24 protein-coding genes are annotated in these 25,399 nt (G+C 73.2%); 12 read left to right on the plus strand and 12 right to left on the minus strand.

The genetic code is table 11. From position 1 onward, the window contains the following. Window positions 1–58: 58 nt before the first annotated feature. The 3 genes from AC4H2H_RS00155 to AC4H2H_RS00165 all read right to left on the minus strand — a co-directional run bounded on the left by AC4H2H_RS00155 (window position 59) and on the right by AC4H2H_RS00165 (window position 3,282). Window positions 59–724: a response regulator gene (locus AC4H2H_RS00155; RefSeq protein ID WP_494368785.1), complete on the minus strand. Its 666-nt coding sequence runs from the start codon at window positions 722–724 to the stop codon at window positions 59–61. After that, complete coding sequence (locus AC4H2H_RS00160; protein WP_494368786.1) at window positions 721–1,953, minus strand: sensor histidine kinase; 1,233 nt, start codon at window positions 1,951–1,953, stop codon at window positions 721–723. The genes AC4H2H_RS00155 and AC4H2H_RS00160 overlap by 4 nt, the downstream gene beginning before the upstream one ends. A 399-nt stretch (window positions 1,954–2,352) precedes the next feature. Continuing rightward, window positions 2,353–3,282 (minus strand): hypothetical protein, encoded by a 930-nt coding sequence (locus AC4H2H_RS00165; RefSeq protein WP_494368787.1) that lies wholly within the window; start codon window positions 3,280–3,282, stop codon window positions 2,353–2,355. 460 nt (window positions 3,283–3,742) lie between these two features. Here AC4H2H_RS00165 and AC4H2H_RS00170 point away from each other — a divergent pair, with 460 nt between their 5' ends. Both AC4H2H_RS00170 and AC4H2H_RS00175 read left to right on the plus strand, forming a co-directional pair. After that, window positions 3,743–4,054 (plus strand): carbohydrate-binding protein, encoded by a 312-nt coding sequence (locus AC4H2H_RS00170; RefSeq protein ID WP_494368788.1) that lies wholly within the window; start codon window positions 3,743–3,745, stop codon window positions 4,052–4,054. 3 nt (window positions 4,055–4,057) lie between these two features. Then, complete coding sequence (locus AC4H2H_RS00175) at window positions 4,058–4,741, plus strand: chitinase (RefSeq protein ID WP_494368789.1); 684 nt, start codon at window positions 4,058–4,060, stop codon at window positions 4,739–4,741. Between the two features lie 42 nt (window positions 4,742–4,783). Here AC4H2H_RS00175 and AC4H2H_RS00180 read toward each other — a convergent pair whose 3' ends face one another. Then, window positions 4,784–5,515, minus strand: coding sequence for a DUF305 domain-containing protein (locus AC4H2H_RS00180; protein WP_494368790.1), 732 nt, complete (start codon window positions 5,513–5,515; stop codon window positions 4,784–4,786). Between the two features lie 110 nt (window positions 5,516–5,625). On the opposite strand from AC4H2H_RS00180, the gene AC4H2H_RS00185 reads away from it, so the two are divergent. Beyond that, window positions 5,626–7,440, plus strand: coding sequence for a carbohydrate-binding protein (locus tag AC4H2H_RS00185; RefSeq protein WP_494368791.1), 1,815 nt, complete (start codon window positions 5,626–5,628; stop codon window positions 7,438–7,440). A gap of 163 nt (window positions 7,441–7,603) precedes the next feature. On the opposite strand, the gene AC4H2H_RS00190 is transcribed toward AC4H2H_RS00185, so the two are convergent. Beyond that, window positions 7,604–8,194 carry an NADPH-dependent FMN reductase gene (locus AC4H2H_RS00190; protein WP_494368792.1) on the minus strand — a complete coding sequence of 197 codons (591 nt, stop codon included), beginning with the start codon at window positions 8,192–8,194 and terminating at the stop codon, window positions 7,604–7,606. Window positions 8,195–8,291: 97 nt separating this feature from the next. Here AC4H2H_RS00190 and AC4H2H_RS00195 point away from each other — a divergent pair, with 97 nt between their 5' ends. After that, window positions 8,292–8,759, plus strand: coding sequence for a MarR family winged helix-turn-helix transcriptional regulator (locus AC4H2H_RS00195; RefSeq protein ID WP_494368793.1), 468 nt, complete (start codon window positions 8,292–8,294; stop codon window positions 8,757–8,759). After that, window positions 8,756–9,217, plus strand: coding sequence for a YchJ family protein (locus tag AC4H2H_RS00200; protein WP_494368794.1), 462 nt, complete (start codon window positions 8,756–8,758; stop codon window positions 9,215–9,217). The genes AC4H2H_RS00195 and AC4H2H_RS00200 overlap by 4 nt, the downstream gene beginning before the upstream one ends. Window positions 9,218–9,238: 21 nt before the next feature. Here the strand turns inward: AC4H2H_RS00200 and AC4H2H_RS00205 are convergent, their stop codons facing one another. Continuing rightward, window positions 9,239–9,709 (minus strand): VanZ family protein, encoded by a 471-nt coding sequence (locus AC4H2H_RS00205; RefSeq protein WP_494368795.1) that lies wholly within the window; start codon window positions 9,707–9,709, stop codon window positions 9,239–9,241. Window positions 9,710–9,850: 141 nt separating this feature from the next. Between AC4H2H_RS00205 and AC4H2H_RS00210 the strand changes: the two genes are divergently transcribed. Beyond that, window positions 9,851–10,840, plus strand: coding sequence for a TIGR03885 family FMN-dependent LLM class oxidoreductase (locus AC4H2H_RS00210; RefSeq protein ID WP_494368796.1), 990 nt, complete (start codon window positions 9,851–9,853; stop codon window positions 10,838–10,840). Then, on the plus strand, window positions 10,837–12,540 hold the full coding sequence (locus AC4H2H_RS00215; RefSeq protein WP_494368797.1) for an alpha-amylase family protein: 1,704 nt from the start codon (window positions 10,837–10,839) through the stop codon (window positions 12,538–12,540). The genes AC4H2H_RS00210 and AC4H2H_RS00215 overlap by 4 nt, the downstream gene beginning before the upstream one ends. Window positions 12,541–12,615: 75 nt before the next feature. On the opposite strand, the gene AC4H2H_RS00220 is transcribed toward AC4H2H_RS00215, so the two are convergent. Together AC4H2H_RS00220 and AC4H2H_RS00225 are read right to left on the minus strand one after the other, a co-directional pair. Further along, on the minus strand, window positions 12,616–12,972 hold the full coding sequence (locus tag AC4H2H_RS00220) for a hypothetical protein (RefSeq protein ID WP_494368798.1): 357 nt from the start codon (window positions 12,970–12,972) through the stop codon (window positions 12,616–12,618). Beyond that, entirely contained in the window at window positions 12,969–13,643 is a 675-nt protein-coding gene (locus tag AC4H2H_RS00225; RefSeq protein ID WP_494368799.1) for a TetR/AcrR family transcriptional regulator, read from the minus strand. The genes AC4H2H_RS00220 and AC4H2H_RS00225 overlap by 4 nt, the downstream gene beginning before the upstream one ends. Window positions 13,644–13,714: 71 nt before the next feature. Here AC4H2H_RS00225 and AC4H2H_RS00230 point away from each other — a divergent pair, with 71 nt between their 5' ends. Together AC4H2H_RS00230 and AC4H2H_RS00235 are read left to right on the plus strand one after the other, a co-directional pair. Then, window positions 13,715–14,914 (plus strand): FAD-dependent oxidoreductase, encoded by a 1,200-nt coding sequence (locus AC4H2H_RS00230; protein ID WP_494368800.1) that lies wholly within the window; start codon window positions 13,715–13,717, stop codon window positions 14,912–14,914. Between the two features lie 35 nt (window positions 14,915–14,949). Beyond that, a complete protein-coding gene (locus AC4H2H_RS00235) occupies window positions 14,950–16,062 on the plus strand; it encodes a threonine aldolase family protein (protein ID WP_494368801.1) in 1,113 nt (370 codons plus the stop codon). A gap of 76 nt (window positions 16,063–16,138) precedes the next feature. On the opposite strand, the gene AC4H2H_RS00240 is transcribed toward AC4H2H_RS00235, so the two are convergent. Continuing rightward, on the minus strand, window positions 16,139–17,182 hold the full coding sequence (locus tag AC4H2H_RS00240) for a hypothetical protein (protein ID WP_494368802.1): 1,044 nt from the start codon (window positions 17,180–17,182) through the stop codon (window positions 16,139–16,141). 104 nt (window positions 17,183–17,286) lie between these two features. Between AC4H2H_RS00240 and AC4H2H_RS00245 the strand changes: the two genes are divergently transcribed. Then, window positions 17,287–17,715: an SRPBCC family protein gene (locus tag AC4H2H_RS00245; protein WP_494368803.1), complete on the plus strand. Its 429-nt coding sequence runs from the start codon at window positions 17,287–17,289 to the stop codon at window positions 17,713–17,715. A gap of 109 nt (window positions 17,716–17,824) precedes the next feature. Here the strand turns inward: AC4H2H_RS00245 and AC4H2H_RS00250 are convergent, their stop codons facing one another. Next, window positions 17,825–21,076 carry a DUF5979 domain-containing protein gene (locus AC4H2H_RS00250; RefSeq protein WP_494368804.1) on the minus strand — a complete coding sequence of 1,084 codons (3,252 nt, stop codon included), beginning with the start codon at window positions 21,074–21,076 and terminating at the stop codon, window positions 17,825–17,827. 181 nt (window positions 21,077–21,257) lie between these two features. On the opposite strand from AC4H2H_RS00250, the gene AC4H2H_RS00255 reads away from it, so the two are divergent. After that, on the plus strand, window positions 21,258–22,469 hold the full coding sequence (locus tag AC4H2H_RS00255; RefSeq protein WP_494368805.1) for a glycoside hydrolase family 3 N-terminal domain-containing protein: 1,212 nt from the start codon (window positions 21,258–21,260) through the stop codon (window positions 22,467–22,469). A 37-nt stretch (window positions 22,470–22,506) separates the two neighbouring features. Further along, window positions 22,507–23,559 (plus strand): LacI family DNA-binding transcriptional regulator, encoded by a 1,053-nt coding sequence (locus AC4H2H_RS00260; RefSeq protein WP_494368806.1) that lies wholly within the window; start codon window positions 22,507–22,509, stop codon window positions 23,557–23,559. Window positions 23,560–23,646: 87 nt separating this feature from the next. Here the strand turns inward: AC4H2H_RS00260 and AC4H2H_RS00265 are convergent, their stop codons facing one another. Together AC4H2H_RS00265 and AC4H2H_RS00270 are read right to left on the minus strand one after the other, a co-directional pair. Then, entirely contained in the window at window positions 23,647–23,925 is a 279-nt protein-coding gene (locus AC4H2H_RS00265; RefSeq protein ID WP_494368807.1) for a hypothetical protein, read from the minus strand. A 30-nt stretch (window positions 23,926–23,955) separates the two neighbouring features. Next, a complete protein-coding gene (locus AC4H2H_RS00270) occupies window positions 23,956–25,275 on the minus strand; it encodes an inorganic phosphate transporter (protein ID WP_494368808.1) in 1,320 nt (439 codons plus the stop codon). Window positions 25,276–25,399 lie beyond the last annotated feature (124 nt).

The following is a 25,399-nucleotide window of genomic DNA, read 5'->3' on the forward strand; positions in this document are numbered from 1 at the left end:
TCGTCGTGCCGGGGCAGACACCTGCACGTACTCCCAGGGGAGTACGGCGGGCTCCCCGTCAGCGCGGGTCGACCAGGCCGGAGCGGTAGGCGAGCACGACGAGCTGCGCCCGGTCGCGCGCTCCCGTCTTCGTCAGCGCCCGGCTGACGTGCGTCTTGGCCGTGAGCGGCGACACGACGAGCTCCTGGGCGATCTCGTCGTTGGACAGGCCCCGTGCGACGAGCGCGACGACCTCCCGCTCCCGCTCGGTGAGCCTCCCCACGAGGTCCGGGTCGACGTCCCGGGCGGCGTGCGGGCCGCTGCCCAGGTGGGCGACGACGGCGCGCGTCGCCGCAGGGGACAGGAGCGCCGCTCCCTCGGCGACGGTGCGCACGGCGGCCACGAGGTCGGCCGGGGCCACCCCCTTGCCGAGGAACCCGCTGGCGCCCGCCCGCAGCGCGCCGAGCACCTCTGCGTCGCCCTCGAAGGTCGTGAGCACGACGACGCGCACCGCGCCCAGCTCGGGGTCGTCGGCGATGCGCGCCGTGGCGGTGATCCCGTCCGTGCCGGGCATGCGGATGTCCATGAGCACGACGTCGGGACGCAGCTCGCGTGCCAGCCGCACCGCGTCGTCGCCGTCGGCCGCCTCGCCCACCACCTCGACGTCGTCCGCGTGCCGCAGGAGCGCGACGAACCCGCTGCGGATCAGCTCCTGGTCGTCGACGACGAGCACGCGCACGGTCATGGGCTCTCCTCCGGGAGGGTGGTGTCCGGCGCGGCCGGGACCGGCCGCTCGGGGCTGAGCGTCGGCAGGACGGCCCGGACGACGAAGACGTCGCCGCCGCGGTCGACGTCGAGCCTGCCGCCCACGGACTCGACGCGCTCGCGCATGCCGACGAGCCCGAGACCCGTCGTCGCGAGGGGCTCGTCGACCGGGTCGTCGGCGTTCCCGGTCGCCTCCCGGGGAACGGGGTTGGCGATCTCGAGGCGGAGCTCGGCCGCGCGACGGCTCACGATCAGTCGCGCGCTCCCCGTGCCGTGCTTGTGCGCGTTGGTGAGCGCCTCCTGGACGACCCGGTAGGCCGCGAGGTCGACGACGGGGGCGAGCGGCGAGGGATCGTGCTCCATCGCAAGCTCGACGTCCAGCCCGGTCGCGCGGACCTCGTCCAGCAGCGCGCCGAGCCTCGCGAGGGTGGGAGCGGGGGCCGCCCGCTCGTCGCCCGGGGTCGTCGCGCCGGAGGCGTCGCGGCGCAGGAGGTCGAGCAGCGTGGCGAGCTCCCGCAGTGCCGCCGCCGACGCCTCGCGCACGTGACCGAGCGCGTCGCGCGCGACGGCGGGGTCGTCGGTGAGAAGCGCCTCGGCCACCCCCGCCTGCACGCCGACGACCGCGACCTGGTGGGCGAGGACGTCGTGCAGCTCGCGCGCGATCCGCAGGCGTTCCTCGGCCACCGCGCGCCGGGCCTCGGCGTCCCGGGTCGCCTCGGCGCGGGCGGCGCGGTCCCGCGCGGCGGACAGCTCGGCGCGCCGGGCCGCGACGGCCAGCCCCACGACGGCGGCGAGCGCGAGCACGAGCGGGACCGCCACGACGACGCTGCTCGACAGGCTCTCGCCGCGGAGCAGGAGCACACCGACGACGGCGACCGCCGCCGCCGCCGCGCCCGCGAGGCCGAGCCGGCGCCGGCCGAGCGCGACGACCGTGTAGACGGAGACCGCGAGGGGCAGCAGCAGGGCCTGACCGGGTTCGGCGGCCGCCGTGTCCGCGACGCCGAGGACCGCCGTCATCCCCAGGACGGCCACGGGACGCGTGCGACGCCAGAGCAGCACGACGGCGCTCGTGACCGTCGCGACGACGGTCCACGGCTGCCACGGCTCCGGCTCGACAGCCCAGAGCGCCACGGGCAGCGCCAGCACGACGACGGCGACCGCCACGTCGAGCGCGACGCCGGCAGCCGGTCGAGGCGGGCGGTCCTCCACGCCCGCAACGTACCTCTCCAGGCGTTGTCATGCCGAGCATTCCAGCGCGAACGAACCGCCCAGGACCACCGGGTGATGCGACCTCTACCCTCCTGCGACAAACTCGACCCGCCCATCCCGGGTGCACAGGCGGCCCGTCGCCCAACAGATCCTCAACACCATCACCCAGACTTTGCGAAAGCATGATCCTCTCGGCGGGGTTCTGCTGCGACGCAGAACCGACCGTTTGTCAGGCGTCGCGAAACTGGGTTTCGCGACGCCTGACAAACGCCGGTTCTGAGACAGTGCTCGGGTGGCGGGCACGGCTCGCGTAAGGCCAGCACCTCGGACGGCCCGGTTCTCGGGCCAACGCGAAGGGCCGCACCCGATCCGGGTGCGGCCCTTCGTCGTGCGGTCTTGCTACTGCTTCAGCGACTTGTCGGGCTGAGGGTGGCTTGCTCCCCGTGTGGGCGTCTCGGCTCGAGCATCGACGATGGCTCGAACGACGAACGACCCGACGATCGCGGCGATGCCGAGATGGAACGCTGCTGTCCCGATCAGGTTGCCGATGCCGAACAGGGACTGCAGGGCTTGCGCGACCCCGACCGAGCCGTACGCTCCTGCGCTGACGGCGAGGATCTGGTTCACGATGATGCCTACGACGAGAAGTCCGAGGCCCCACCAGAACATCGCGCTGGCGGAAAGACGAGGCGGCACGTTCATATCGCTCCCTGCGGTCTTGGTTTCGTCTTCGAAACCTAGAGAATGGACCACTGAAGCGTAACGCCCGTGATCCCGGCCGACTTCGCCTTGGCTGCGGGGTGGCCGAGGACGTTGCCCCACGGGATGTTCGCTCGCGTCACGGTGCTCCCGCACCCGATCACACCAGGTCGAGTTGCCGTTGTAGTAGCCGCGGCCCTGCCCGCAGCCGTGCGTGACGCTCGAGTAGCCGGAGGCGAACTTGTAGCCCACGGTGACCCCCGGGCTGCCCCAGATGGTGCTGGGGCAGAGCATCCCGTTCGTGGGCGACCACGCGCCGCCGATCGGCCCGACGATCGTCAGCCCCTGGCAGATGCGAGCCCTCGCCTGAATGGCGGAGCTCTGTCCCTCGACGAGGGACCCGTCGGGGTAGTAGATGATGTCGCCCGGCTCGTAGTCGGCGATGATCACGTCGGACTGCTGGACGACCTCGGGAAGGGTCTCGATGACCTCAAGCGAGACGTCGGGGTTCGCGACGGCAATGGGCGGGAGCGGCTCCTCGGCCGCAGTAGCGGGTGCGCTCGCGAGCGCTCCGGAGATGAGCAGTGCAGCTGCCGCGCCGACTGCGGTGGCGATTCTCTTGCGTGTCATGTCGTCCTCTCTCCATTGAGAGCCCCCTGCGGATCGTCCGCGGGGACGTCCTGACGCGACCGTCCATACAGACACATCTGTACAAGTTCTACGGGGAGCTCGAGCGCCGACCTCCCCCGCCGGCGAGGCTCGACCTGGGCGTGGGCATTGTCGAATCCTCACAAGGTTGTCGGACACCGCAGAACCGACCGTTTTCCGTACACCGCGACACTCGTCGCGACACGCCGAGAGAACATGTGGCAGAACTAGTGTCCGAAAACTCCCGGTGTCGCAGAACGCGACCCGGGGTTTTCGCTACGGTCACCGCCTGACGCACACCTTCGGTTACGCCCGGGCTTCGGGGATTCAAGGTCCCGTCGACGCACCGCACCGGCTACGGGGTTCCCCGTACGGGGGTTGTCCATCCAGGCACACCGCGCCCAGGCTCGGGAGTGACCCGACCTCGACGAAAGGTGCACCGATGCACACGCGATCCCCGGCGTCGTCCGATCCCGCACACACGGACGCGCGCGCCGCGCTTCCCACCACCGCCGCGCTCCGACGAACCGTCCCCCGTCCGGTGGCGGCGCTGCTCGCCCTCGTCCTCGCCCTCACCGCCGCCGTCGCGTGGTCCGTCGCAGGGCCCGCGTCCCCGGCGCACGCCGCCGCCTGCGCCCCCGCGTGGAGCTCCGGCTCCGTGTACCTCGGCGGCGCGGTGGTGTCGCACGGCGGGCAGAACTGGAAGGCCGGGTGGTGGACCCAGGGCGAGACGCCCGGCACGACCGGCCAGTAGGGCGTGTGGCGCAGCCAAGGCACGTGCGGTGGCGGCACGAACCCGGACCCCGATCCCGGGACCCCGGGCGGCTTCGTCGTCTCCGCGGCGCAGTTCGACCAGATGTTCCCGAACCGGAACCCGTTCTACACGTACCAGGGCCTCGTCGACGCGCTGTCCGCCTACCCGGGCTTCGCGACGACGGGCGGCGACCAGGTCGCGAAGCGCGAGGCGGCGGCGTTCCTCGCGAACGTCAACCACGAGACCGGCGGGCTGGTCTACATCAAGGAGATCAACACCGCGAACTACCCGCACTACTGCGACCGCTCGCAGTCCTACGGCTGCCCGGCGGGCCAGAGCGCCTACTACGGCAAGGGCCCGATCCAGCTGAGCTGGAACTACAACTACAAGGCCGCGGGTGACGCGCTCGGCATCGACCTGCTCAACAACCCGTACCTCGTGGAGCAGAACCCGGCCGTCGCGTGGAAGACCGGCCTGTGGTTCTGGAACACGCAGTCGGGGGCCGGCTCGATGTCCGGGCACCAGGCGATCGTCTCCGGCGCGGGCTTCGGCGAGTCCATCCGGTCCATCAACGGCTCGATCGAGTGCAACGGCGGCAACCCGGCGCAGGTGCAGTCGCGCATCGCCGCGTTCCGGCGCTTCACGCAGATCCTCGGCACGACCCCGGGGAGCAACCTCTCCTGCTGACCCGCTCCCGCCGGGCCGAGGCTCCGCCTCGGTCCGGCATGGTCACAGCGTGGCGAGGAGGTCGCGCAGGCGGTCGATCTCGCCGCCCTGGCCCGACGCGGTCTCGGCCGCGATCTCGTTCGCGAACAGGTCCCGGCCCTCGACGAGCACGACGTCCGCCATGTCGAGCGCGCCCTCGTGGTGCTGGATCATCCCCTCGACCCAGAGCCGGTCGAACTCCGCTCCGCTCGCCGCTTCCAGCGCGGTCAGCTGGTCCTCCGAGAGCATCCCGACGACGCCCTCCCCGTGCGCGTCGTGCCCCGAATCCGCCCCCGCGGGGGCGCGCGGGCCTGACCCGCCCAGGTCCTCCGCCCCGGCGGGCACCGCGAGATCCCGGGCCTGCAACCAGGACGCGAGCGCGTGGACCTCCGGGCCCTGCGCTGCGGTGACGCGCTCGGCGAACGCGCGGACGTCGTCGGACTCCGCGCGGTCCGGCGCGAGCGCGGCGATCTCCAGCGCCTGGAGGTGGTGCTCGATCATCCCGGCGACGAACGCGACGTCGGCCTCGTTCCAGGAGTCCTCCTCCGGGGCGGCCTCGTAGTCCTCGGGCGCGATCGTCGTGGCCTCCTCCCCCGGCCGGCCGGGCTGCACGACGACGCTCGACGGCGTCGACGTCGGCTCGGGGTCGTCGGTGCACGCAGACAGGCCGAGGACGATTCCGGCGAGGACGAACCCGCAGGTCAGGACGCGCCGACCGAGACCCGGCGCCGCGTTACCGCTGGGAAAACTCTGCACTCGCGCTGTTCCCTCCGTGTAAATACTTTCCGAGAACGGCCCAGTTTGGGTGGTACACGTCACATGTGGGGGTCAGAATGCGGGAACCCTACCAAGGAGGTGTTTCCCCCGTGCATCGAACGACGCACCGGCAGACCCACCGGCAAAGAAGCCGGGTACTCCTCGCCTCGTCCCTGGCGGCCACCCTTGCCGTCTCCTCGCTCGCGATCGCCTCGTCGGCGTCCGCCGAGCCGTCCGACGGCTCTCCCGAGGCGGTGGCCGAGCTCGTCGAGCAGGGCACGTCCTCGCTCCCCGCCCAACGCCTCGCTCCCCTCGCCCAGGCCACAGACGTCCTGGCTCCGGGAGAGGTCGCCGGCACCCCCAACCTGACCCACGTCGCGAACATCCCGAAGAACGGCGAGTTCGCGCCCGAGGGCCAGTACTCCAGCGACCTCGCGTTCCAGGACCACTACGCGTTCGCCGGCAACTACGGCGGGTTCACGGTGTACGACGTCGCGGACCCGACCGCTCCGGTGCAGGTCGCCCAGGTCGTGTGCCCCGGCTCCCAGAACGACATCTCCGTCTACGGCGACCTGCTGGTCCTCAGCACCGACTCCTCACGCAGCAACGACTCGTGCGAGAACGTCGCCCAGAGCGCCACGATCAAGGAGTCGTGGGAGGGCATCAAGGTCTTCGACATCTCGGAGCCGGCGTCACCGCAGTACGTGTCGTCGGTCGAGACGCAGTGCGGGTCGCACACGCACTCGCTCGCGCCGTCGAAGGACGGGCAGGAGCTGTTCGTCTACGTCTCGTCGTACAGCCCCAACGGGCAGTTCCCCGACTGCCAGCCGCCGCTCGACCTCATCTCGGTCGTGCAGATCCCGGTCGACGACCCGGCCGCGGCCGCGCTCGTCTCCACGCCCGTCCTCTTCCCGGCCCCCCCGGTCGGCGACGGCGGCAACCCCGGCGGCAACGGCTCGAGCACGACGTCGGGCTGCCACGACATCACGACCTACCCGTCGAAGGACATCGCGGCGGGCGCGTGCATGGGCGACGGCATCCTCATGGACATCTCCGACCGCGCGAACCCGGTCGTCACCGAGCGGATCCGGGACACCGAGAACTTCGCGTTCTGGCACTCGGCGACGTTCAACAACGCCGGCACCAAGGTCGTCTTCACCGACGAGCTCGGCGGCGGCGGCGCGCCCACGTGCAACGCGGCGACCGGGCCGGAGAAGGGCGCCGACGCGATCTACGACATCGTGGACGGCCAGCTCGTGTTCAAGAGCTACTACAAGATCGACCGGGAGCAGGCCGCGACGGAGAACTGCGTCGCGCACAACGGCTCGCTCATCCCGGTCCCGGGCCGCGACATCATGGTCCAGGCCTGGTACCAGGGCGGCATCTCGGTGTGGGACTTCACGGACTCGGCGAACCCCGTCGAGCTCGCGTGGTTCGACCGCGGCCCGCTGTCGGCGGAGCGGCTGATCCTCGGCGGATCGTGGTCGGCGTACTGGTACAACGGCGCGATCATCTCGAACGACATCCAGCTGGGGCTCGACGTCCTGCTGCTCGACGACCCGATCACCAACGCGGCGAAGACGGTCGTCTCCGACGAGTTCAACCCGCAAGCCCAGCCGACGTACGACGAGCCGCCGGCCTGGTCGAAGGACACCGCCTACCGGGGCGGCACCACGGTGACCTACGGCGGCGCCGTCTGGCGCGCGCTGTGGTGGACCAAGGGCCAGACGCCGGGCGCCAGCTCGTGGGGCCCGTGGGAGGAGATCGCGGGCGTCGACTCGAACGGCGTCGGCGCCTGGAAGCCCAGCCGCGTCTACCTCCGGGGTGACGCCGTGATGCACGAGGGCACCGAGTACACCGCGAAGTGGTGGACCCGGAACCAGGAGCCCGGCGACCGCTGGGGCCCCTGGGACCCGAAGGACTGACGCCACGACGCCCGGGTCACGGCCCGGGTGACCGGCAGCACGACGGCGCCCGCTCACCCTCCGGTGGGCGGGCGCCGTCGTGCATGTGCCGAGACGTGAGGATTCGCCCCGGAATCGGGCAGATCCGGGGCGGATCTTCACATCTCGGCGGGGGCAAGCGCCCTCAGGCTGCGGCGACGGCCGTCTTGCGCTCGCGCACCGAGGCCAGCGCGACGCTCCACGCCACGACCTCGTCGAGCGTCGCGTCGAGGTCGTCCAGGTGCCGCTCGCGCGGCGCGAGGCGCGCGAACCCCTCGAAGTCGTCGTAGAGCGACAGCCCGACCGACGTCCGGACGTCGGCGAGCCGCAACTCCCCGGCGACGAGCCGCAGCTGCTCGACGGCGCGCGAGCCGCCCTGCACGCCGTAGCCGACGAAGCCCACGGCCTTGTCGGCCCACTCGTGGTAGAGCCAGTCGAGGGCGTTCTTCAGCACGGCGGGCGGCGCGTGGTTGTACTCGGGCGTCACGACGACGTACCCGTCGAAGCCGTCGATCACGCGCGACCACTCCCACGCGAGCGGGTTCTCGTACTGCTGCATCCGGGGCGGGAGCGCCTCGTCGAGGTGCGGCAGCGGGTGGTCGGCGAGGTCGACGAGCTCGAACGTCGCGTCCTGCCGCTGCACGGCCCGGTCGAGCGCCCACTGCGCGACGGCGGCGCCGTTGCGCCCGGGGCGCGTGCTCCCGACGATGACCGCGATGCGCGGTGTCCAGGTCATGGTTCCTCCAGAAGAGTGACGTGTCACCGAACTTGGTGATGCGTCACCATAACCCCGTTTCCGTGACGTGTCACCTACTGGCGGTAAGATCGTCCGCATGACGGGACACCCGGTCTTCGACGACGCCGAACGCGGCGCCTGGGACGCCTACCTCACGATGCGCGCGACGCTCGACCGCGTGCTCGAGGCGGCGATGCGCACCCACGGCAACCTGTCCCCCGCGGAGTTCCAGGTGCTCTCCGCCCTGCACGCCTCCGCCGACCGCGCCCTGCGCACCGGCGAGCTCGCCACGGCGCTCGGCTGGGAGCGGAGCCGCGTCTCGCACCTGAGCCGGCGCATGACGGAACGCGGACTGCTCGAGCGCACCGACTACCCCGACGACGCGCGCGGCACCTGGATCGTCCTCACCAACCCCGGTCGCCGTGCACTCCTGCGCGCCGTCCGCGGCCACACCGAGCTGCTGCGCGAGGTCCTGTTCGAGCCGCTCGGCACCGACGGGCTCGCGCAGCTGGAGAGCATCGCCCGCCGGGTGGTCGACGCGGTCGAGCGGTCGGAGCGCTCGTGACCGCGGCTCCCGGCACGCGTCCCGTGCCCGACGACGCCCGCTGTCCCTGCCTGTCCGGCGACACCTACGGCGCGTGCTGCGGCCGGTTCCACGCCGGCCTCCGCACCGGGGCCGGTGGCGAGCTCGCCCCGACCGCCGAGGCGCTCATGCGGTCGCGCTACAGCGCGTTCGCCGTGGGCGACACGGCGTACCTCCTCGCGACGTGGCACTCCTCGACCCGGCCCGTGGACCTCGACCTCGACCTCGACGACGACCTGGAGTGGCGGCGCCTCGACGTCGTGCGCACCGAGGCCGGGGGCCCGTTCGACACCACCGGCATCGTGGAGTTCGTCGCCCACCACCGGTCCCGCACCGACCCGTCCGACCGCGGCCGGCTCCACGAGGTCAGCCGCTTCGTCCGCGAGGGCGACCGCTGGACCTACGTCGACGGGACGGTCGACGGGACGGTCGGCGCGTGACCGGCATCCCGGCCCGGGAGGTCACCGGGTCGGCGACACCGGCCGGGGGCCGGGTCGGCGGGCCGCCGCGCCGACCAGCACGACCGCGACCGCTGCCGCGCCGAGCAGCGCCCCCGCGGTGTTGAGCACGACGTCCTGGACGGTCGGCACGCGGCCCGGCAGGAGGTTCTGGGTGAGCTCGATGGCCGTGGACAGCGCCGCCCCGGCCAGCGTCACGAGCGCCACGGTGCGCCACACGCCCGGGGCGGGCCCCCGCCGTCGTGCGGACGCGCCGCGCAGGAGCGGGACGCCGAGCATGCCGAACGGCAGGAACATCACGACGTTCGCCGACGCCTCGAGCACCGGGAGCGTCATGGGGATCCCCAGCCCGTGCAGCACGTCGAGCGTCGCCGTGGCCCAGCCGGGGGCGTCCGTCGACTGCGGCGACGGCCACAGCGTGACGACCAGGACCGCGGCGAGATAGGCGGCGAAGGTCCAGGTCAGCAGGCGCATCGCCACAGCGTACGGCGGGGTGCCGGGCGAGGCTGCGGCCGCCGTCGGACGGGCACGCGCTCTTCACGACCTCCCCTCCCTCCGCCCCGTCCGCCCCGCCCCGGCGCGCGAGACAGGCGCAGACTCGGTTCACTGGCAGCCATGGTCACTCTCGGATTCCACGCGTCCCACGAGCAGATCCCGCCCGGACCGCTGCTCGCCGCGGCCCGGCGGGCGGAGGAGGTCGGCTTCGACGTCGCGATGTGCTCGGACCACCTCGCGCCCTGGAGCGAGCGGCAGGGCGAGTCGGGGTTCGCCTGGTCCTGGCTGGGGGCGGCGCTCGCGACGACGGACCTGCCGTTCGGCGTCGTCACCGCGCCCGGCCAGCGCTACCACCCGGTGATCGTCGCGCAGGCGATCGCGACCCTCGGTTCGATGTTCCCGGGCCGCTTCTGGGCGGCGCTCGGGTCGGGCGAGGCCATGAACGAGCACGTCACGGGCGACCCGTGGCCCACGAAGGCGGACCGGGACGCCCGGCTCCGCGAGTGCGCCGACGTCATCCGCGCGCTGCTCGCGGGCGAGGAGGTCACGCACCACGGCCACGTCACGGTGGACCGCGCGCGCGTGTGGTCCCTGCCCGACGTCGCCCCGCGCCTCGTCGGCGCTGCGGTCACCCCGCCGACCGCGCGCCGGCACGCCGACTGGGCCGACGGCCTCGTGACGGTGAACCAGCCGGTCGAGTCGCTGCGCCGCGTCGTCGGCGAGTACCGCGACGCGGGCGGGCGTGGGGACCTCGCCCTGCAGGTCCACGTCGCATGGGCCGAGGACGACGAGGCGGCGTTCGCCGTCGCGCACGACCAGTGGCGCTCCAACCTCCTGCCGCCGAGCGTGAGCTGGCACCTCGAGACGCCCGAGCAGTTCGACGCCGTGGCGGAGCTGATCCGGCCGGAGGAGGTGCGCGGGACGGTGCTCGTGGAGCACGACGCGCAGCGGCTGGCCGACCGCATCGCCCGGATGGCCGCGTGCGGGTTCGACGAGGTCTACCTGCACCACGTCGGGCAGCAGCAGGACGCGTTCCTCGACGCGGCCGGCGAGACGCTGCTCCCCGCACTCCGGGACGCCTGCACGACGACCGACGGAGGTGCGGCATGAGGATCAGCGACACCGGCGACCTGTGGTGGAAGAACGCGGTGATCTACTGCCTCGACGTCGAGACGTTCATGGACTGGGACGACGACGGCGTCGGCGACTTCCCCGGCCTCGTGCAACGCCTCGACCACCTCGCCGACCTCGGCGTCACCTGCCTGTGGCTCATGCCGTTCTACCCGACCGCCGACCGCGACGACGGCTACGACATCACCGACTTCCTCGCCGTCGACCCGCGCCTCGGCGACGTGGGCGACCTCGTGGAGCTCGTCCGCACCGCGCGGGACCGCGGGATCCGGGTGATCGCGGACCTCGTCGTCAACCACACGTCGGACCGGCACCCGTGGTTCAAGGCGGCGCGCTCCAGCACGGAGAGCCCCTTCCGCGACTTCTACGTGTGGCGCACCGACGAGCCGCCGCCGACCCAGGACCAGGTGATCTTCCCCGACCAGGAGGGCGGCATCTGGACGCTCGACGACAAGACGGGCGAGTGGTACCGGCACCGGTTCTACCGGCACATGCCCGACCTCAACACCGCGAACCCGCAGGTCCGGGACGCCATCGCGAAGACCATGGGCTACTGGATCGAGCTGGGCCTCTCGGGGTTCCGCGTCGACGCCGTGCCCTTCTTCCTCGCCGACGCCGCCGGCACCCCGGGCGACGCGATCGACGACCCGCACGACTTCCTGCGCGCGCTGCGGTCGTTCCTCTCGCGCCGCGCGGGCGACTCGATCCTCATGGGCGAGGTCAACCTGCCGTTCGACCAGCAGCGCCTGTTCTTCGGCGACGACGGCGAGGGCGACGGCAGCGAGTCCGGGCCGTCGAGCTCGGAGCTCACGCTGCAGTTCGACTTCAACGGCATGCAGGCGATGTACCTGTCGCTCGCGCGGCACGACGCCGGCCCGCTCGCCACGTCGCTCGCGTCGCGACCGCCCGTCCCCCACGACGCGCAGTGGGCGACGTTCGTGCGCAACCACGACGAGCTCACGCTCGACAAGCTCTCCGAGGAGGAGCGCCAGGAGGTCTTCGCGGCGTTCGGTCCCGAGGAGGACATGCAGCTCTTCGGGCGCGGGCTGCGCCGTCGGCTCCCGCCGATGCTGGGCGGCGACCCACGCCGCGTGCGCATGGTGTACTCGCTGCTCTTCGCGCTGCCCGGGACGCCGGTGCTGTTCTACGGCGAGGAGATCGGCATGGGCGAGAACCTCGCCGCCGAGGGGCGGCTCGCCGTCCGGACGCCCATGCAGTGGTCGTCCGAGAAGAACGGCGGGTTCTCGCGCGCGCCCGCGCGCCGGCTCTCCGGGCCCGTGCCCGGCGACGGGTACGCGCCCGAGCACGTCAACGTCGCCGACCAGCGGCGCGACCCCGAGTCGCTGCTGATGTTCGTCCGGCTCCTCGCGCACCGCTACCGCGAGTGCCCCGAGCTCGGCTGGGGCGACATCGAGGTGCTCGACCAGCCGGAGCCGTCCGTCCTCGCGCTGCGCAGCACGTGGCAGGAGGCGTCCATGGTCACGGTGCACAACCTGTCGCCGAACCCGGTCGTCGTGCCGCTCGCCCTCGAGGACCTGCCCGACGGCGCCCGGCTCGTCGACCTGCTCGACGCCGACGACGTCGAGCCAGCGCCCGACGGCACGGCGGAGGTCCGGCTCGACGGCTACGGGTACCGGTGGCTGCGCATCACGCACGCGGGGTCGCGCCGGCTGCTGTGAGCCCGGCCACCGACCTGTCAGCGCTCCACGGGTCTCCGTACCCGTGGAGTGCTGACAGGTCTTGTGCGCCGAGCGTCAGCCGTGCGTCGGCTCGTCCGGGCCGACGGGACGGCCGGGCGACGACGGCCAGTCCGGTTCGTCCGGCACCGGGTCGCTCGGTCGCGGCTCGCCGGGGACCGGCGCGCCGGTCGGGTCGTGCGGCGGGGCCGACGGGTCCGACGGCGGCCCGGGCGACTTAGGCGGGTCGACGACGGGCTCGGCCGGACGGACGGGCTCGGCCGGGCGGGTGGGGTCGGCCGGGCGGGTGGGGTCGGCGGGGCCCGCGGGGTCCGTGGGCTCGGCCTGGTTCGCGAACGTGTCCCGCTCGTCGCGCGGGAGACCGGTGAAGTTCGGGTCGTCGGGCGCGGAGCCCGGGTCAGGGATCGTGGTCATCGCATACCTCCAGCGTTGCGTCCGACGCCGACGTCGGCGTCTGTCTCGACGGTAGGCCCGGAGCGTCCGGCTCGCGCCGCGGGCCGGGGTGGGCGGAGGCACGCGTGGAGCGCCGGGGCGAGGTGCTGGACGACCTCCGCCCGGTCCATGCCGGCGAGGGGTTCGAGGCGGACGACGTACCGGGCGACGAAGAGGCCGGTGACGACGGACGCCGCCGCGGCGGCGCGAGCCTGCGCGCGGGGACCGCCGAGGACGTCGGCGATGCGGGCGACGACGTGGGCCTCGATGTAGCCGCGAAAGGCGTCCTGGGTCCGGGGGTCCGACTCGATGTCGGCGAGCAGCCGGCGAGAGCGCTCATGGACGCTCGGTGCGTCCCAGGCCGTGAGGAGGGCGTTCAGCAGCCGGGGGGCGAGGTGGTCCGGGCCCTGTCCGGTGACGTGGTCGACCAGCTCGCCCGGGCTCGCCACCAGGTCCAGGACGACCGTGAACAGGCCCCCCTTGCTGCCGAAGTGGTAATTCACCAGCGAGTGGTCGACGCCGGCCTGCCGGGCGATGGCCCGCGTCGTGGTCCGGACGAAGCCGTCGCGCAGGAACAGTTCTGTCGCCGCGTCGATCAGTCGTCGCCGGGCGTCCGAGCCGCCGGTGGGACGCCCACGCCGGTTATTCACCATGCTTGCCAGTATCGCCCGCCGACGGTGAGCCTGTCCGTACCTCGACGATCTCGGCAGGAAGGTGCTCGGACATGACGCGACCAGCGCGGAGCGTGTGCATCGTCGGCGGTGGACCGGCCGGCATGATGGCCGGGGTGCTGCTGGCCCGGGCCGGGATCGAGGTCACCGTGGTCGAGAAGCACCGGGACTTCCATCGCGACTTCCGCGGCGACACCATCCACCCGTCGACCTTGGAAGTCCTGCACGAGCTCGGGTGGCTGGAGTCGTTCCTCCGCCTCCCGCACCGGACGATGTCGACCGTCGAGGTCGCGTTCGGAACCCGCCGGGTCACGGTCGCCGACCTCACCCGGCTGCCCGTCCGCTGCCCCTACATCGCGTTCGTCCCGCAGTGGGACTTCCTCGCGTTCCTCGCCGCCCAGGCCGAGGACCTGCCGACCTTCACGCTCCGCCGCGACACCGAGGTGACGGACCTCGTCCTCGACCGCGGCATCGTCGTCGGCGTCGTCGCCCGGTCCGGCGCGGACACGGTCCGGATCGACGCGGACCTGGTGATCGGTGCGGACGGCCGCCACTCCGTCACGCGTCGCGTCGCCGGGCTCCCGCTCTCCGGGACGGCCGCGCCGATCGACGTCTTCTGGCTCCGGATCCCGCGACGGGCGGACGAGGACGTGCCGCTCTTCACCGGCGGGAAGGGCTCCCTGGTCTCGATCGACCGGGGGGACTACTGGCAGCTCGCCTATGCGTTCCCCCGCGGCACGGGCGACGCCCTCCGCAGCCAGGGGCTCGAGGCCCTCCGGTCGAGGATCACCGACCTGCAGCCGGGCTATGGGGACCGCGTCAGCGCGATCGCGAGCTGGGAGGACGTCCACCTGCTCACCGTGAGTGTGGACAGGCTCCGACGCTGGCACCGCCCCGGCCTGCTGTGCATCGGCGACGCCGCGCACGCCATGTCGCCGGCCGGCGGCGTCGGGATCAACCTGGCCGTGCAGGACGCCGTCGCCACGGCGAACCTCCTCGGACCGATCCTCCAGCACCGCACCCCGACCGCTGCCGACCTCGACCTCGTCCGCCGTCGACGGGCCTGGCCGGCCCGTGCCACCCAGCTCTTCCAGACACGCCTGATCCGCGGCCTCTACCGCGAGAGGTCCGGTGCGGCCCGACCACCCCTCGTCCTGCGGCTGTTCTCGCTCCTGCCGCTGCTGCGCCATCTCGCCGGCCGGTTCGTCGGCCTCGGCCTGAGGCCCGAGCACCCGACCACCCGCCCGCGCTGACGGCGACGATCCCTGTCACGGCCTAGGCTGCGCCCGTGACCTCGTTCGCCTCCGACAACTACGCCCCCGCCCACCCCGACGTCCTCGCCGCGCTCGCCGCCGCGAGCGCCGGCCACGAGATCTCCTACGGCGAGGACCCGTGGACGGCACGCCTCCAGGAGGCCGTGCGCGAGCGCTTCGGCCCCGACGCGACGGCGTACCCGGTGCTCACCGGGACGGGCGCGAACGTCGTCGCGCTCATGGCGATGCTGCCGCGCTGGGGCGCCGTCGTCGCGACGGAGCACGCGCACCTCAACACGGACGAGAACGGTGCGCCGGAGCGGGTCGGGGGCGTCAAGGTCCTCGCCGTCCCGGCGCCCGACGCGAAGCTCGGTCCGGACGCCGTCGAGCGCTTCGCGGGCGACCTCGGCGACCCGCACCGCGCGCAGCCGCTCGTCGTGTCGCTCACGCAGTCCACCGAGCTCGGCACGCTCTACACGCCCGCCGAGATCCGCGCCGTGGCCGACGCCGCGCACGCCCTCGGCATGCGCGTGCACCTCGACGGGTCGCGCCTCGCGAACGCCGCCGCCGCGCTCGACGTGCCGCTGCGCGCGCTCACGACGGACGCGGGCGTCGACGTCCTGTCGTTCGGCGGCACCAAGAACGGCCTCGCGCTCGGCGAGGCGGTCGTCGTGCTCGACCCCTCGGCGGTCGACGGCGTGGAGTTCGTCCGCAAGGCGACCATGCAGCTCGCCTCCAAGATGCGCTACGTCTCCGCGCAGCTCCTCGCCCTGTTCGAGCCGGTGGGCGACGTCGTCGCGGAGGTCGACGAAGCCGCGGACGCCGACGAGCTCTGGCTGCGCAACGCCCGCCGCGCCAACGCCGCCGCGGCCCGCCTGCGCGCAGGGCTCGAGGAGCTCGCGGCGCCCGGACTCGCGTTCACGCAGCCCACCCGGGTGAACGCGGTGTTCGCGACGCTCCCCCGCGCCGTCGTCGCGCGGCTGCACCAGCGGCACCGCTTCTACGACTGGGGCCCGGGCGAGACGCCCGACCGCGTCGAGGTGCGGTGGATGTGCGCGTGGGACACGACCGCGACGGACGTCGACGGCTTCGTGGCGGACGTCCGGACCGCACTGACGGACGCAGAAGACTTCCCGCTGCCGAGGTAGAACCCTGGTCCGCCGAGGTAGAACCCTGGTGCGGTATCGGTTCCCTCCCGGAGTTCTCTCTCGCGAAACCAGGGTTCTACCTCGGCGGACCAGAGTTCTCTCTCGCGGGAAGGGCGTTCGCGACGGTGCGGGCCACCTCCGGAGTCGCGAGGTAGCCGGCGGTGGTGCCGTCGTCGCGCAGCACGGCTGCGGAGTGGTGCCCGGGGGCGCGGTTGTCGACGACGAGGGTCTGGATCGCGGGCGCCGGCGGGTCGAGCGGGAACGCCTCCGGGCCGAGGCCGTGGGGCGCGAGCAGGTCGCGCGGGTCGCGCGCGGCGACCCAGCGGCGCACCGGGGCCGGCACGCGCAGCGGCGACCGGGCGGCGAGCACGTCACGGATCGCGCGGATCGCGAGCGGCGAACCGAGCGTGAGGAAGAGCGGCACGTCCCAGCGCGCGGCGTCGGCGTGCTCGCGCAGCACCGCGTACGCGATCACGGACCCGAAGGAGTGCCCCACGACGACGGCCGGCTCCCCCACGGGCATCGCCGCCGCGAGCGCGTCGTCGAGCGCGCGCCGGGCGGCCGGGTCGTACAGGTACGTCCACACGTCGCGCGCGAGGAGCACGACGACGCCGCTGCTCAGGCCCGGCACGTTCCGGTCCAGCGCGGACAGCAGCGCGGACAGCCACGCCCGCAGCGCACCGCCCATGTCCACCCCCGTCCCGACGGCGGTCGCCCCCTCGGCACCGACCGCTCCACCGAGGTCCGCGCTCTCCGCACGCCCGACGGCGTCACGCAGCGCCGCGACATCGACCCCCGCTGCGTGGAGCACCTCTTCGGCGACGGCGACGACGAAGGCGAGCTCGTCGTCGGGCAGGATCACGAGCGCGCGCACGTCCACGACGATCTCCGAGGTTCGCCCGCGCAGGTGCACGGTGACGGGCGGCGCGTCCGCGTCCCCGTCGACGAGTCCCGCGAGGGCGTCGCCGTAGTAGACGAACGTCGCGTCGTCGTCCCCGGGCCGGGCCGTCGACCCCACCCCGGCGAGCCCCGCGCCGAGCACGGCGAGCCAGGTCCGTTCGAGCGCGTCGGCGTCGAGCTCCTGGTTGTCGCGGCCGTGGACGAGGACGAGTCGGGTCACGCCGACGAACCTACCCACGAGAGCCGACGCCCGCCGGGCTGCCGCGCGGCGCGGGACGGTCTACCGTCTCTCGCAGGCCCCCTGCCCGACTCCGGAGGTACCCGATGACCGAGAGCACCGCGACCGAGCACAGCACGACCGTCGAGATCCACGTCGCCCGCCCGCCCCAGGTGGTGTGGTCGGAGATGATGCACCCCGGCGCACGCTGGATGCTCGGCATGAACGTCGAGACCGACTACCGTCCCGGCAGCCCCGTGACGTTCGAAGGCCACTACATGGGCCGCGAGTTCGCGGACTGGGGCACCGTCGTCGCCGTCGAGCGGCCGCGCCTGCTGCACTTCACGCACTTCTCGCCCACCATGGGACTGCCCGACGAGCCCGGGAACTACCACGACATCGCCATCACGCTCGAGCCGGACGACTCCGGCACGCGCGTGCGCGTCGTCGAGAAGAACATCGAGACCGCCGATCGCGCCGAGCGCGCGCACGCCCTGTGGGCCAAGGCGCTCACGACGCTCGCCGGCCACGACTGACGCCACCGACGAGCGCGCACGACGACGGGCCGGCACCTCCCTCGGGGCGCCGGCCCGTCGTCGTACCAGGGTTCTACCTCGCCGACCAGGGTTCTCCCTCGGCGGGTTGTCAGGCGGTGCGGCGGCGGTAGGCGCGGACCGCAAGGAGCGCGCCGCCCGTACCGAGGAACAGCAGCGCGAGGACCGTCGCGAGCATCGCGTCGGTGCCGGTGACCGCGAGCTCCTCGTCCGAGGCGGTGTTCGTGAGCGTCACGACGACCGGGGCGCCGTCGTCCACCGTGACCTCGGTGACGCGCTCGCCGTCGACCGTGAAGACCGGCGTGCCCCAGTCGACGCCGCCGATGTCGGGCAGGTCCGTCTCGGTGAGCCGCACGACGGTCCCGACCGGCAGCCCCTGCGGCCCGTCGACGACCTCGCCGTCCGCGCGGACGGTGAGCGCACCCTCGACGGTCTCGCCCCCGACCTCGAACGCGTAGCCGACGGTGAACTCCGTGCTCGCGGGGACGGCGTCGGCCGCCTCGCCCGTGACCGCCTTGACGACCGCGAACCCGCCGACCGCCTGGTTCGCGGTGTTCGTCACCGTGACGAGCGTGCTCGCACCGTCACCGACGACGACCGAGTCCGGGCTGAACTCCGGCACGCCCCACGCGACCGCCGGGATCTCGGGAAGGTCCGCCTCGGTGTACGTCACGACGGTCCCGGCCGGAAGGTTCTGCGGCCCGTCGACGACGGTCCCGTCGGCGGGGACCTCGAGGTAGCCGCCGACGAGCGTGCCGTCGAGCTCGTAGGAGTACGCGACGGTGAAGACGGTGTCCGCCGGCACGAGGTCCGCGCGGTCACCGGTCACCTCCTTCGCGACGGAGAAGCCGCCGACCTCGGCGACGTCCTGCGTGGTGTTGGTCAGCGTGACGAAGGTGTTCTCGCCGTTCCCGACGGTCACCGACTCCGGCGAGAACGTCGGCGCGCCCCACACGACGCCGTCGACGTCGGGGAGGTTGATCTCCGTGAACGTCACGACGGTCCCGACCGGAAGGTCCTGCGGACCGTCGACGACGGTCCCGTCGGCGAGGAGCGTGAGCGTGCCGGTGGTCTCGCCGTCGTAGGTGAAGCCCCCCGGGATCGTCGCGGACCACTCGACCTCGAACGGCATCTCGGGCGGCACCGCGCCGGCGAGGTCGCCCTCGACCGCCTTGGCGAGCGAGAACCCGCCCGTCTGCGCCGTCGCCTCGTTCGTCACGACGACGCCCGCGACCTCGTCGCCCTCGCCGATCGTCACGGTGCCGGGCGACACGGTCGGCTGCCCCCAGTCGACGCCGGAGACCGGGGGGATGGTCTGCTCGGTGAACGTCACGACCGTCCCGGCGGGGAGATCCTGCGGGCCGTCGACGACCGTCCCGTCCGCGAGGACCGTCACGGTCCCCGACGTGGGGCCCTCGTACTCCGACCCGTCGGGGATGTCCGCGGTCCAGGCGACCACGAACGCGGTGTCGCCGGGCACCGCACCCGTCGCGTCGCCCGTCACGGACTTCTGCACCGCGAAGCCCCCGACCTCCTCGGGGGCGATCGCCGTGTTCGTGACCGTCACCGCGACGCCCGTCGCGCCCTCGACGACGGTGATCGGGGACGCCGGCTCCATCGTGGGCAGGCCCCACACGACGCCGTCGATCTCGGGGAGCGGCTGCTGCTCGGTGAGCGTGACCGTCGTGCCGACCGGGAGGTCGGACGGGCCGGCGACGACCGTCCCGTCCGCGAGGACGGTCAGCTCGCCCGACGTCACGCCGTCGTACGTGGCGCCGTCCGGGAGGGTCGCGGTCCAGTCGACCGTGAACGCCGTGTCGGCCGGGACGTCGCCCGCGGCGTCGCCCTCGACGACCTTCTGCACCGTGAACCCGCCGAACACCGGCACACCGTCGCTGTTCGCCGTGTTGACGACGGTCACGGTGAGGGTCATGTCTTCCTCGATCGTGAACTCGGCGGGGTCGCCCAGGGGCTCGCCGTTCACCTGGATCACGGCCGTGCCCCACTCCACGCCGGGCACCTCGGGCAGCGTCGCCTCGCTGATCGTGACGACGGTGCCGACCGGCAGGTCCGGCCCGTAGACGAGCTCGCCGCTGATCGGCACGACGAGAGTGTCCCCGCCAGTGGTCCCGTCCGGCTGCTCGTACGTGTACTCGACGTCGAACGTCGTGTCCGGCGGCACGTCCGCCGACGCCTCGCCCGTGACGGTCTTCTGCACACCGAAGCTCGACGACGGGATGCAGTTGAACGGGCTCGGTCCGATCCACGGGTAGTTGTGCATCTCGAGACCACCGGGGACGCCGGCATCGCCGAACGTCAGATCACCGCCGATCAGCACGCGACCGTTGGTGCTGGTCGTGAGGGTCGCGTCCGCCGTCGGCGCCAGGATCGTCCCGAGGAACTGGTCCGCGCGGCCGAGCGAGAGCTGGGTCGTCGACTCGAAGTTCCAGAGGAGGCGCGCGGCCCAGCTCCCGAACCCCGGCGTCGCGAGCCCGTTGATGAACGGCGTGCCGTTGCCCTCCCAGTAGTTGGGATTGAAGTCGATCGGAGCGTCGCCGGTGACGTTGATCGCGATGGCCGTGCCGTCGGGGACGTCCGCGAAGACCACGTCGGTGACCCCGGCGAGCGCCGTGGCGTCGACGGTGAACACCTGCGGGTCGTCCGTGCCCGACCCCGTGAACGTGACGCGGTTCCCCGCGACGACGCCGGCCGCGGTCGGGGTCCAGCCGCCGATCGTCGCCGACGTGTCCGCGATGACCGTGCCGAAGTCGGCCCAGTCCGCGATCGCGTCAGGTCCCAGGTTCTCCGTCACCGGTGCGTCGGCGCCGGGAGTGGTCCCCGCCGTCGAGAGCGAGCCGTCCCCGGTGACGGTGGCGCCCACGTCGACCGCGCCGCCGCTCGGCAGCGTCGAGCCGACCGTCACGCTCGTCCCGGCCGCGATCTCGAGCCCGCCCCCGACGGCGAGCATCACGGCGCCGTCGGGCGGTGTGATCTGCGACCCCCCACCGACGGTCCCGACGCTGAAGTTCCCGGGGTGGTCGATGAGCGCGTCACCGGCCACGACCAGCAGGCCCTCCGACTCCGCGGCGCTCGCCGTGGCGTGGTAGTCGCCGCCCGAGTACACCGTGACGTTCTGGTCGGTGAACAGCGGCGGAAGAGGGCCGATGTCGGGGAAGTCGTCCGGGTCGGGGCAGAACCCGATCGCCGCAGCCGCCGGCCGTGCCTGCGGCCCGGCGACGAGCACCACCGCGCCGACGAGCGCGAGCGCCGCGGCGAGGAGCGCGGCGACCAGCCGCCGCGAGCGGTCCAGGGCGACGGTGCGGGCGGGCGGGCGAGGGGTCATGCCGTGCTCCAGGGTCGGACGACGTCGGGCCGACGCGCCGGGCGGCGCGCCTCTCACAGTACGAGACACCCCCCTGCGGGCAGCATGACGCGACACGCCGGGAAGTGCCCGTCGTGGCCCCGGCGCAGGAAGGTTCGGCGACGGCCGCGGTCGGGCTACGGTGGCGGTCGGAGGTGTCTCCTTGTCCACCCGCGCCCGCACCACCTGGATCGTCGTCGCTCTCGTCGCGACCCTCGTCGCGGTCGCCGCAGTGGCCTGGTACGCCACGCGTCCGGCCTCGGCCCCTACGCCCACCCCCGGCGCGTCGACCGCCTCGCCCGACCCGTCGCCGTCGGGCACGCCCCCGACACCCTCCACGCCGCCCGCGGACCCGCTCGCCGGGTGGACGCTCGAGCAGAAGGTGGGGCAGCTCTTCATGGTCGGGGTCGACGTGCGCGCGCCGCAGCAGGTGAGCTACGACGCCGTGACGCAGCTGCACGTCGGCAACGTGTTCCTCGCGGGGCGCTCGCAGGCGGGCATTGGCCCGACGGCGGACCTCGTCGCGGGCTTCACGTCGCTCGTGTCCGAGGAGACGACGCGCGGCACGCCGCTGTTCGTCGCGACGGACCAGGAGGGCGGCCTCGTGCAGGTGCTGCGCGGCCCGGGCTTCTCCGACATCCCGACGGCGCTCGACCAGTCGCGCGTCGATCCCGCCACCCTGCAGGGACAGGCGACGACGTGGGGCTCCGAGCTTGCCGCGACGGGCATCAACCTCAACCTCGCCCCCGTCCTGGACCTCGTGCCCGAGGGCTCGGCGGCCCAGAACCCGCCGATCGGCGCGTTCGACCGCAGCTACGGCTTCACGCCCGAGTCGGTGACCGCCCACGCGAACGCGTTCACCGCGGGGATGGTCGCCTCGGGCGTGGACGTGACGATCAAGCACTTCCCGGGCCTCGGCCGCGTCACCGCGAACACCGACACGGACGCGTGGGTCACCGACGACGTGACGACGCGCGACGACCCGTCCGTCGCCGTGTTCGCGTCAGGGATCGAGGCGGGCGCGGCGTTCGTCATGACGTCCACGGCGATCTACACACGGATCGACCCGGCCCTCCCCGCGGCGTTCTCGCCCGTCGTCGTCGACGGGATGCTGCGCGGCGACCTCGGCTACGACGGCGTCGTCATCACCGACGACGTCTCGGCCGCCGCGCAGGTGCAGCAGTGGTCGCCCGCCGACCGCGCCGTCCTGACGATCGACGCCGGCGGGGACATGGTGCTCGCCTCGGCCGACCCGGGCGTCGTCGCCGAGATGGTGGGGGCCGTCGTCGAGCGCGCGTCGAGCGACCCGGCGTTCGCGGAGAAGGTCGACGCGGCCGTGCTGCGCGTGCTCGCGGCGAAGGTGCGGCTCGGCTGAGCGCCCGACGACGCGAGGCACCGGTATAACTGACGGCATGGCAGCCCGACGCCCCGAGACCCGCCCGACCCTCGAAGCGGTCGCGGCCGTCGCGGGCGTCTCCCGCGCGACGGTGTCACGCGTCATCAACGGCGTGGCGACCGTCGACCCGGCGATCGTCGCGGTCGTCGAGAAGGCGATCGAGGAGACCGGGTACGTCCCGAACCTCGCCGCACGGACGCTCGTCACGCGACGCACGGGCTCCGTCGCCCTCGTCGTCTCGGAGCCGACCGAGCAGCACTCGACGAGCCCGTTCCTCGAGCGGCTCTTCACGGACCCGTACGTCGGCCGGGTGACGGCGGGCGCCCAGCAGGTGCTGCGCCCGCGCGACATCCACCTCGCGATCCTGCCCGCCGACCCGCCCGCCCACGACCAGGTCGTACGGTACGTCCGCCAGGGGCACGTCGACGGCGTCCTGCTCATCACGTCGAGCACGGGCGACCCCCTGCCCCGGCGGCTCGCCGCGCTGTCCACTCCGGTCGTCATCTCGACGCACGTCGAGGGCGCCGACGAGTCCGCCGGGGTCAGCCGCATCGACCTCGACCAGGCCGCCGGCGGGCGGCTCGCCGCGGAGCGCCTCGTGACCACGGGACGCACGCGCCTCGCCACGGTCGCCGGGCCGTCGGACGTGCCCTTCGCGCGCGAACGGCTCGACGGCTTCCTCGAGGTCGTGCGCGCCGCCGGACTCGCGGAACCCCTCGTCGTCGTGGGGGACTTCACGCGCGCGGGCGGCGAGGCGGCCGCGCGCGAGCTGCTCGCGGCCCGGGCCGACGTGGACGGCGTGTTCGCGGCGAGCGACCTCATGGCCGACGGCGCGTCGATCGTCCTGCAGGAGGCCGGCCGGCGCGTGCCCGACGACGTCGCGGTCGTCGGGTTCGACGACTCGACCGTCGCGGTGCAGGCGCACCCGCCGCTCACGACGGTCCGCCAGCCGGTCGAGGAGATGGCGAGCGAGATGGCCAGGCTCCTGCTCGCGGCGATCGACGACCCCGACGCCGAGGCGCGCTCGACGCTCTTCACGCCGACCCTCGTGGTGCGCGACTCCGCGTGACCCCCGCCCTCGCTGAGTGCATGAAATAGTCGCGGTCGAACCGTTTCGACCGCGACTATTTCATGCACTCAGCGGGTGGGGGCGGTGTCAGTGGCCCCCGCCGGCGACGAACGCGATGCCGACCGCGATGGCGATGACGACGATCGCGAAGCACACGGCCGCCCCGATCTGGCGGCCCCGGGACGCGCGCTCGACGCGCACGGTCCGGCCGTCCGAGGTGAAGCGGCCGTCGGCCGTGCCGACCTCGACGGGCGCGGTGCGGCCCGCCGCGAGGCGGACCCCGAGTGCGAACAGGGCGGGCAGCCCGGCCCCGACGACGAGGCCGGCGACGACGACCTTGAGCAGCGAGTCGATCTCGACGAGCACGGTTTCTCCTTGGTCTCGGAACAGCCCGGGTCAGACGCCCGCGCGCTGGCGCGAGGCGTGGGGTGCGGTGCCGGACGAGGTGACGGGCGGGGTGACCGACGGGGCGGCGGCCGGCGGGGCGGCGGCCGGCGGCGCGGGCTCCGCGAAGGGGTCGGCGTCGTCGATGCGACGCTCGAGCCGGGCCTCGCGGGCCTCGACGGCCTCGGGCTCGAGGCCGGTGTCCACGGCGCCCTCCTCCCAGGCGTCGTTGACGTTGCTGTGGTCGACGGGCTTGCGGCGCGAGGCCACCCAGATGGCGACCGAGGCCGAGACGAGGATCGCGAGCACGGCGAGGGTCCCGCCCGTCCCGCCGATCCAGTGCTGCACGCCGTAGCACGCGGCACCGACGAGGCCCGCCGCCGGGAGGGTGAGCCCCCACGCGGCGAGCATGCGGCCCGCGACGCCCCAGCGGACCTTGGCGCCCGGCATCCCGACGCCGGAGCCGAGGATCGAGCCCGTGGCGACGTGCGTCGTCGAGAGCGAGTAGCCGAAGAGGCCGGACATGAGGATGACGGCGGCCGACGACGTCTCCGCGGCCATGCCCTGGCGGGTGTCGATCTCGACGAGGCCCTTGCCGAGCGTGCGGATGATGCGCCACCCACCGAGGTACGTGCCGAGCGCCATGAAGAGCGCGCACGAGAGGATCACCCAGAACGGCACGCCCGAGTCGGCGGGGACGGCCCCGGCCGCGATGAGCGCGAGCAGGATGATGCCCATCGACTTCTGTGCGTCGTTGGTGCCGTGCGCGAGGGAGACGAGCGAGGCGGAGCCGACCTGGCCCCAGCGGAACGCGCGGGTCGAGACGTCCTCGGGGACGTCGCGGGTCAGCCGGGCGACAGCCCACGTACCGACGCTCGCGACGCCGACCGCGACGAGCGGGGCGAGCAGCGCCGGGATGAGCACCTTCGCGGCGACGCCGCTCCAGATGACGCCCTGCGTGCCGACGGCGGCGAGGACCGAGCCCACGACGCCGCCGATGAGGGCGTGCGACGAGCTCGACGGGATGCCGAACAGCCACGTCAGCAGGTTCCAGGTGATGCCGCCCACCAGACCGGCGAGGACCACCTCGAGCGTGATGACGTTCGCGTCGACCAGGCCCTTGGCGATGGTCGCGGCGACAGCCAGGGACAGGAATGCCCCGACCATGTTGAGGACGGCCGACAGGGCGACGGCGGTCTTGGGCTTGAGGGCCTTGGTGGCGATGGACGTGGCCATCGCGTTGCCCGTGTCGTGGAAGCCGTTGGTGAAGTCGAAGGCCAGTGCGGTCACGACGACGAGCACCAGCAGGAGCGTCTCGGTCACGTACTCCATGGTGGGGTCACCATCGACGGGTCCACGACCATCCTGTGGATTCTTCGGCCACTGTTCACCGACAGTTCATCCGGCGTTCGAAGCGTCCGTTCGAACGACGGGCGAAGGTCCCGAGCGGGGACGG

The sequence above is a fragment of the Cellulosimicrobium sp. BMG9.22 genome, assembly GCF_059159975.1.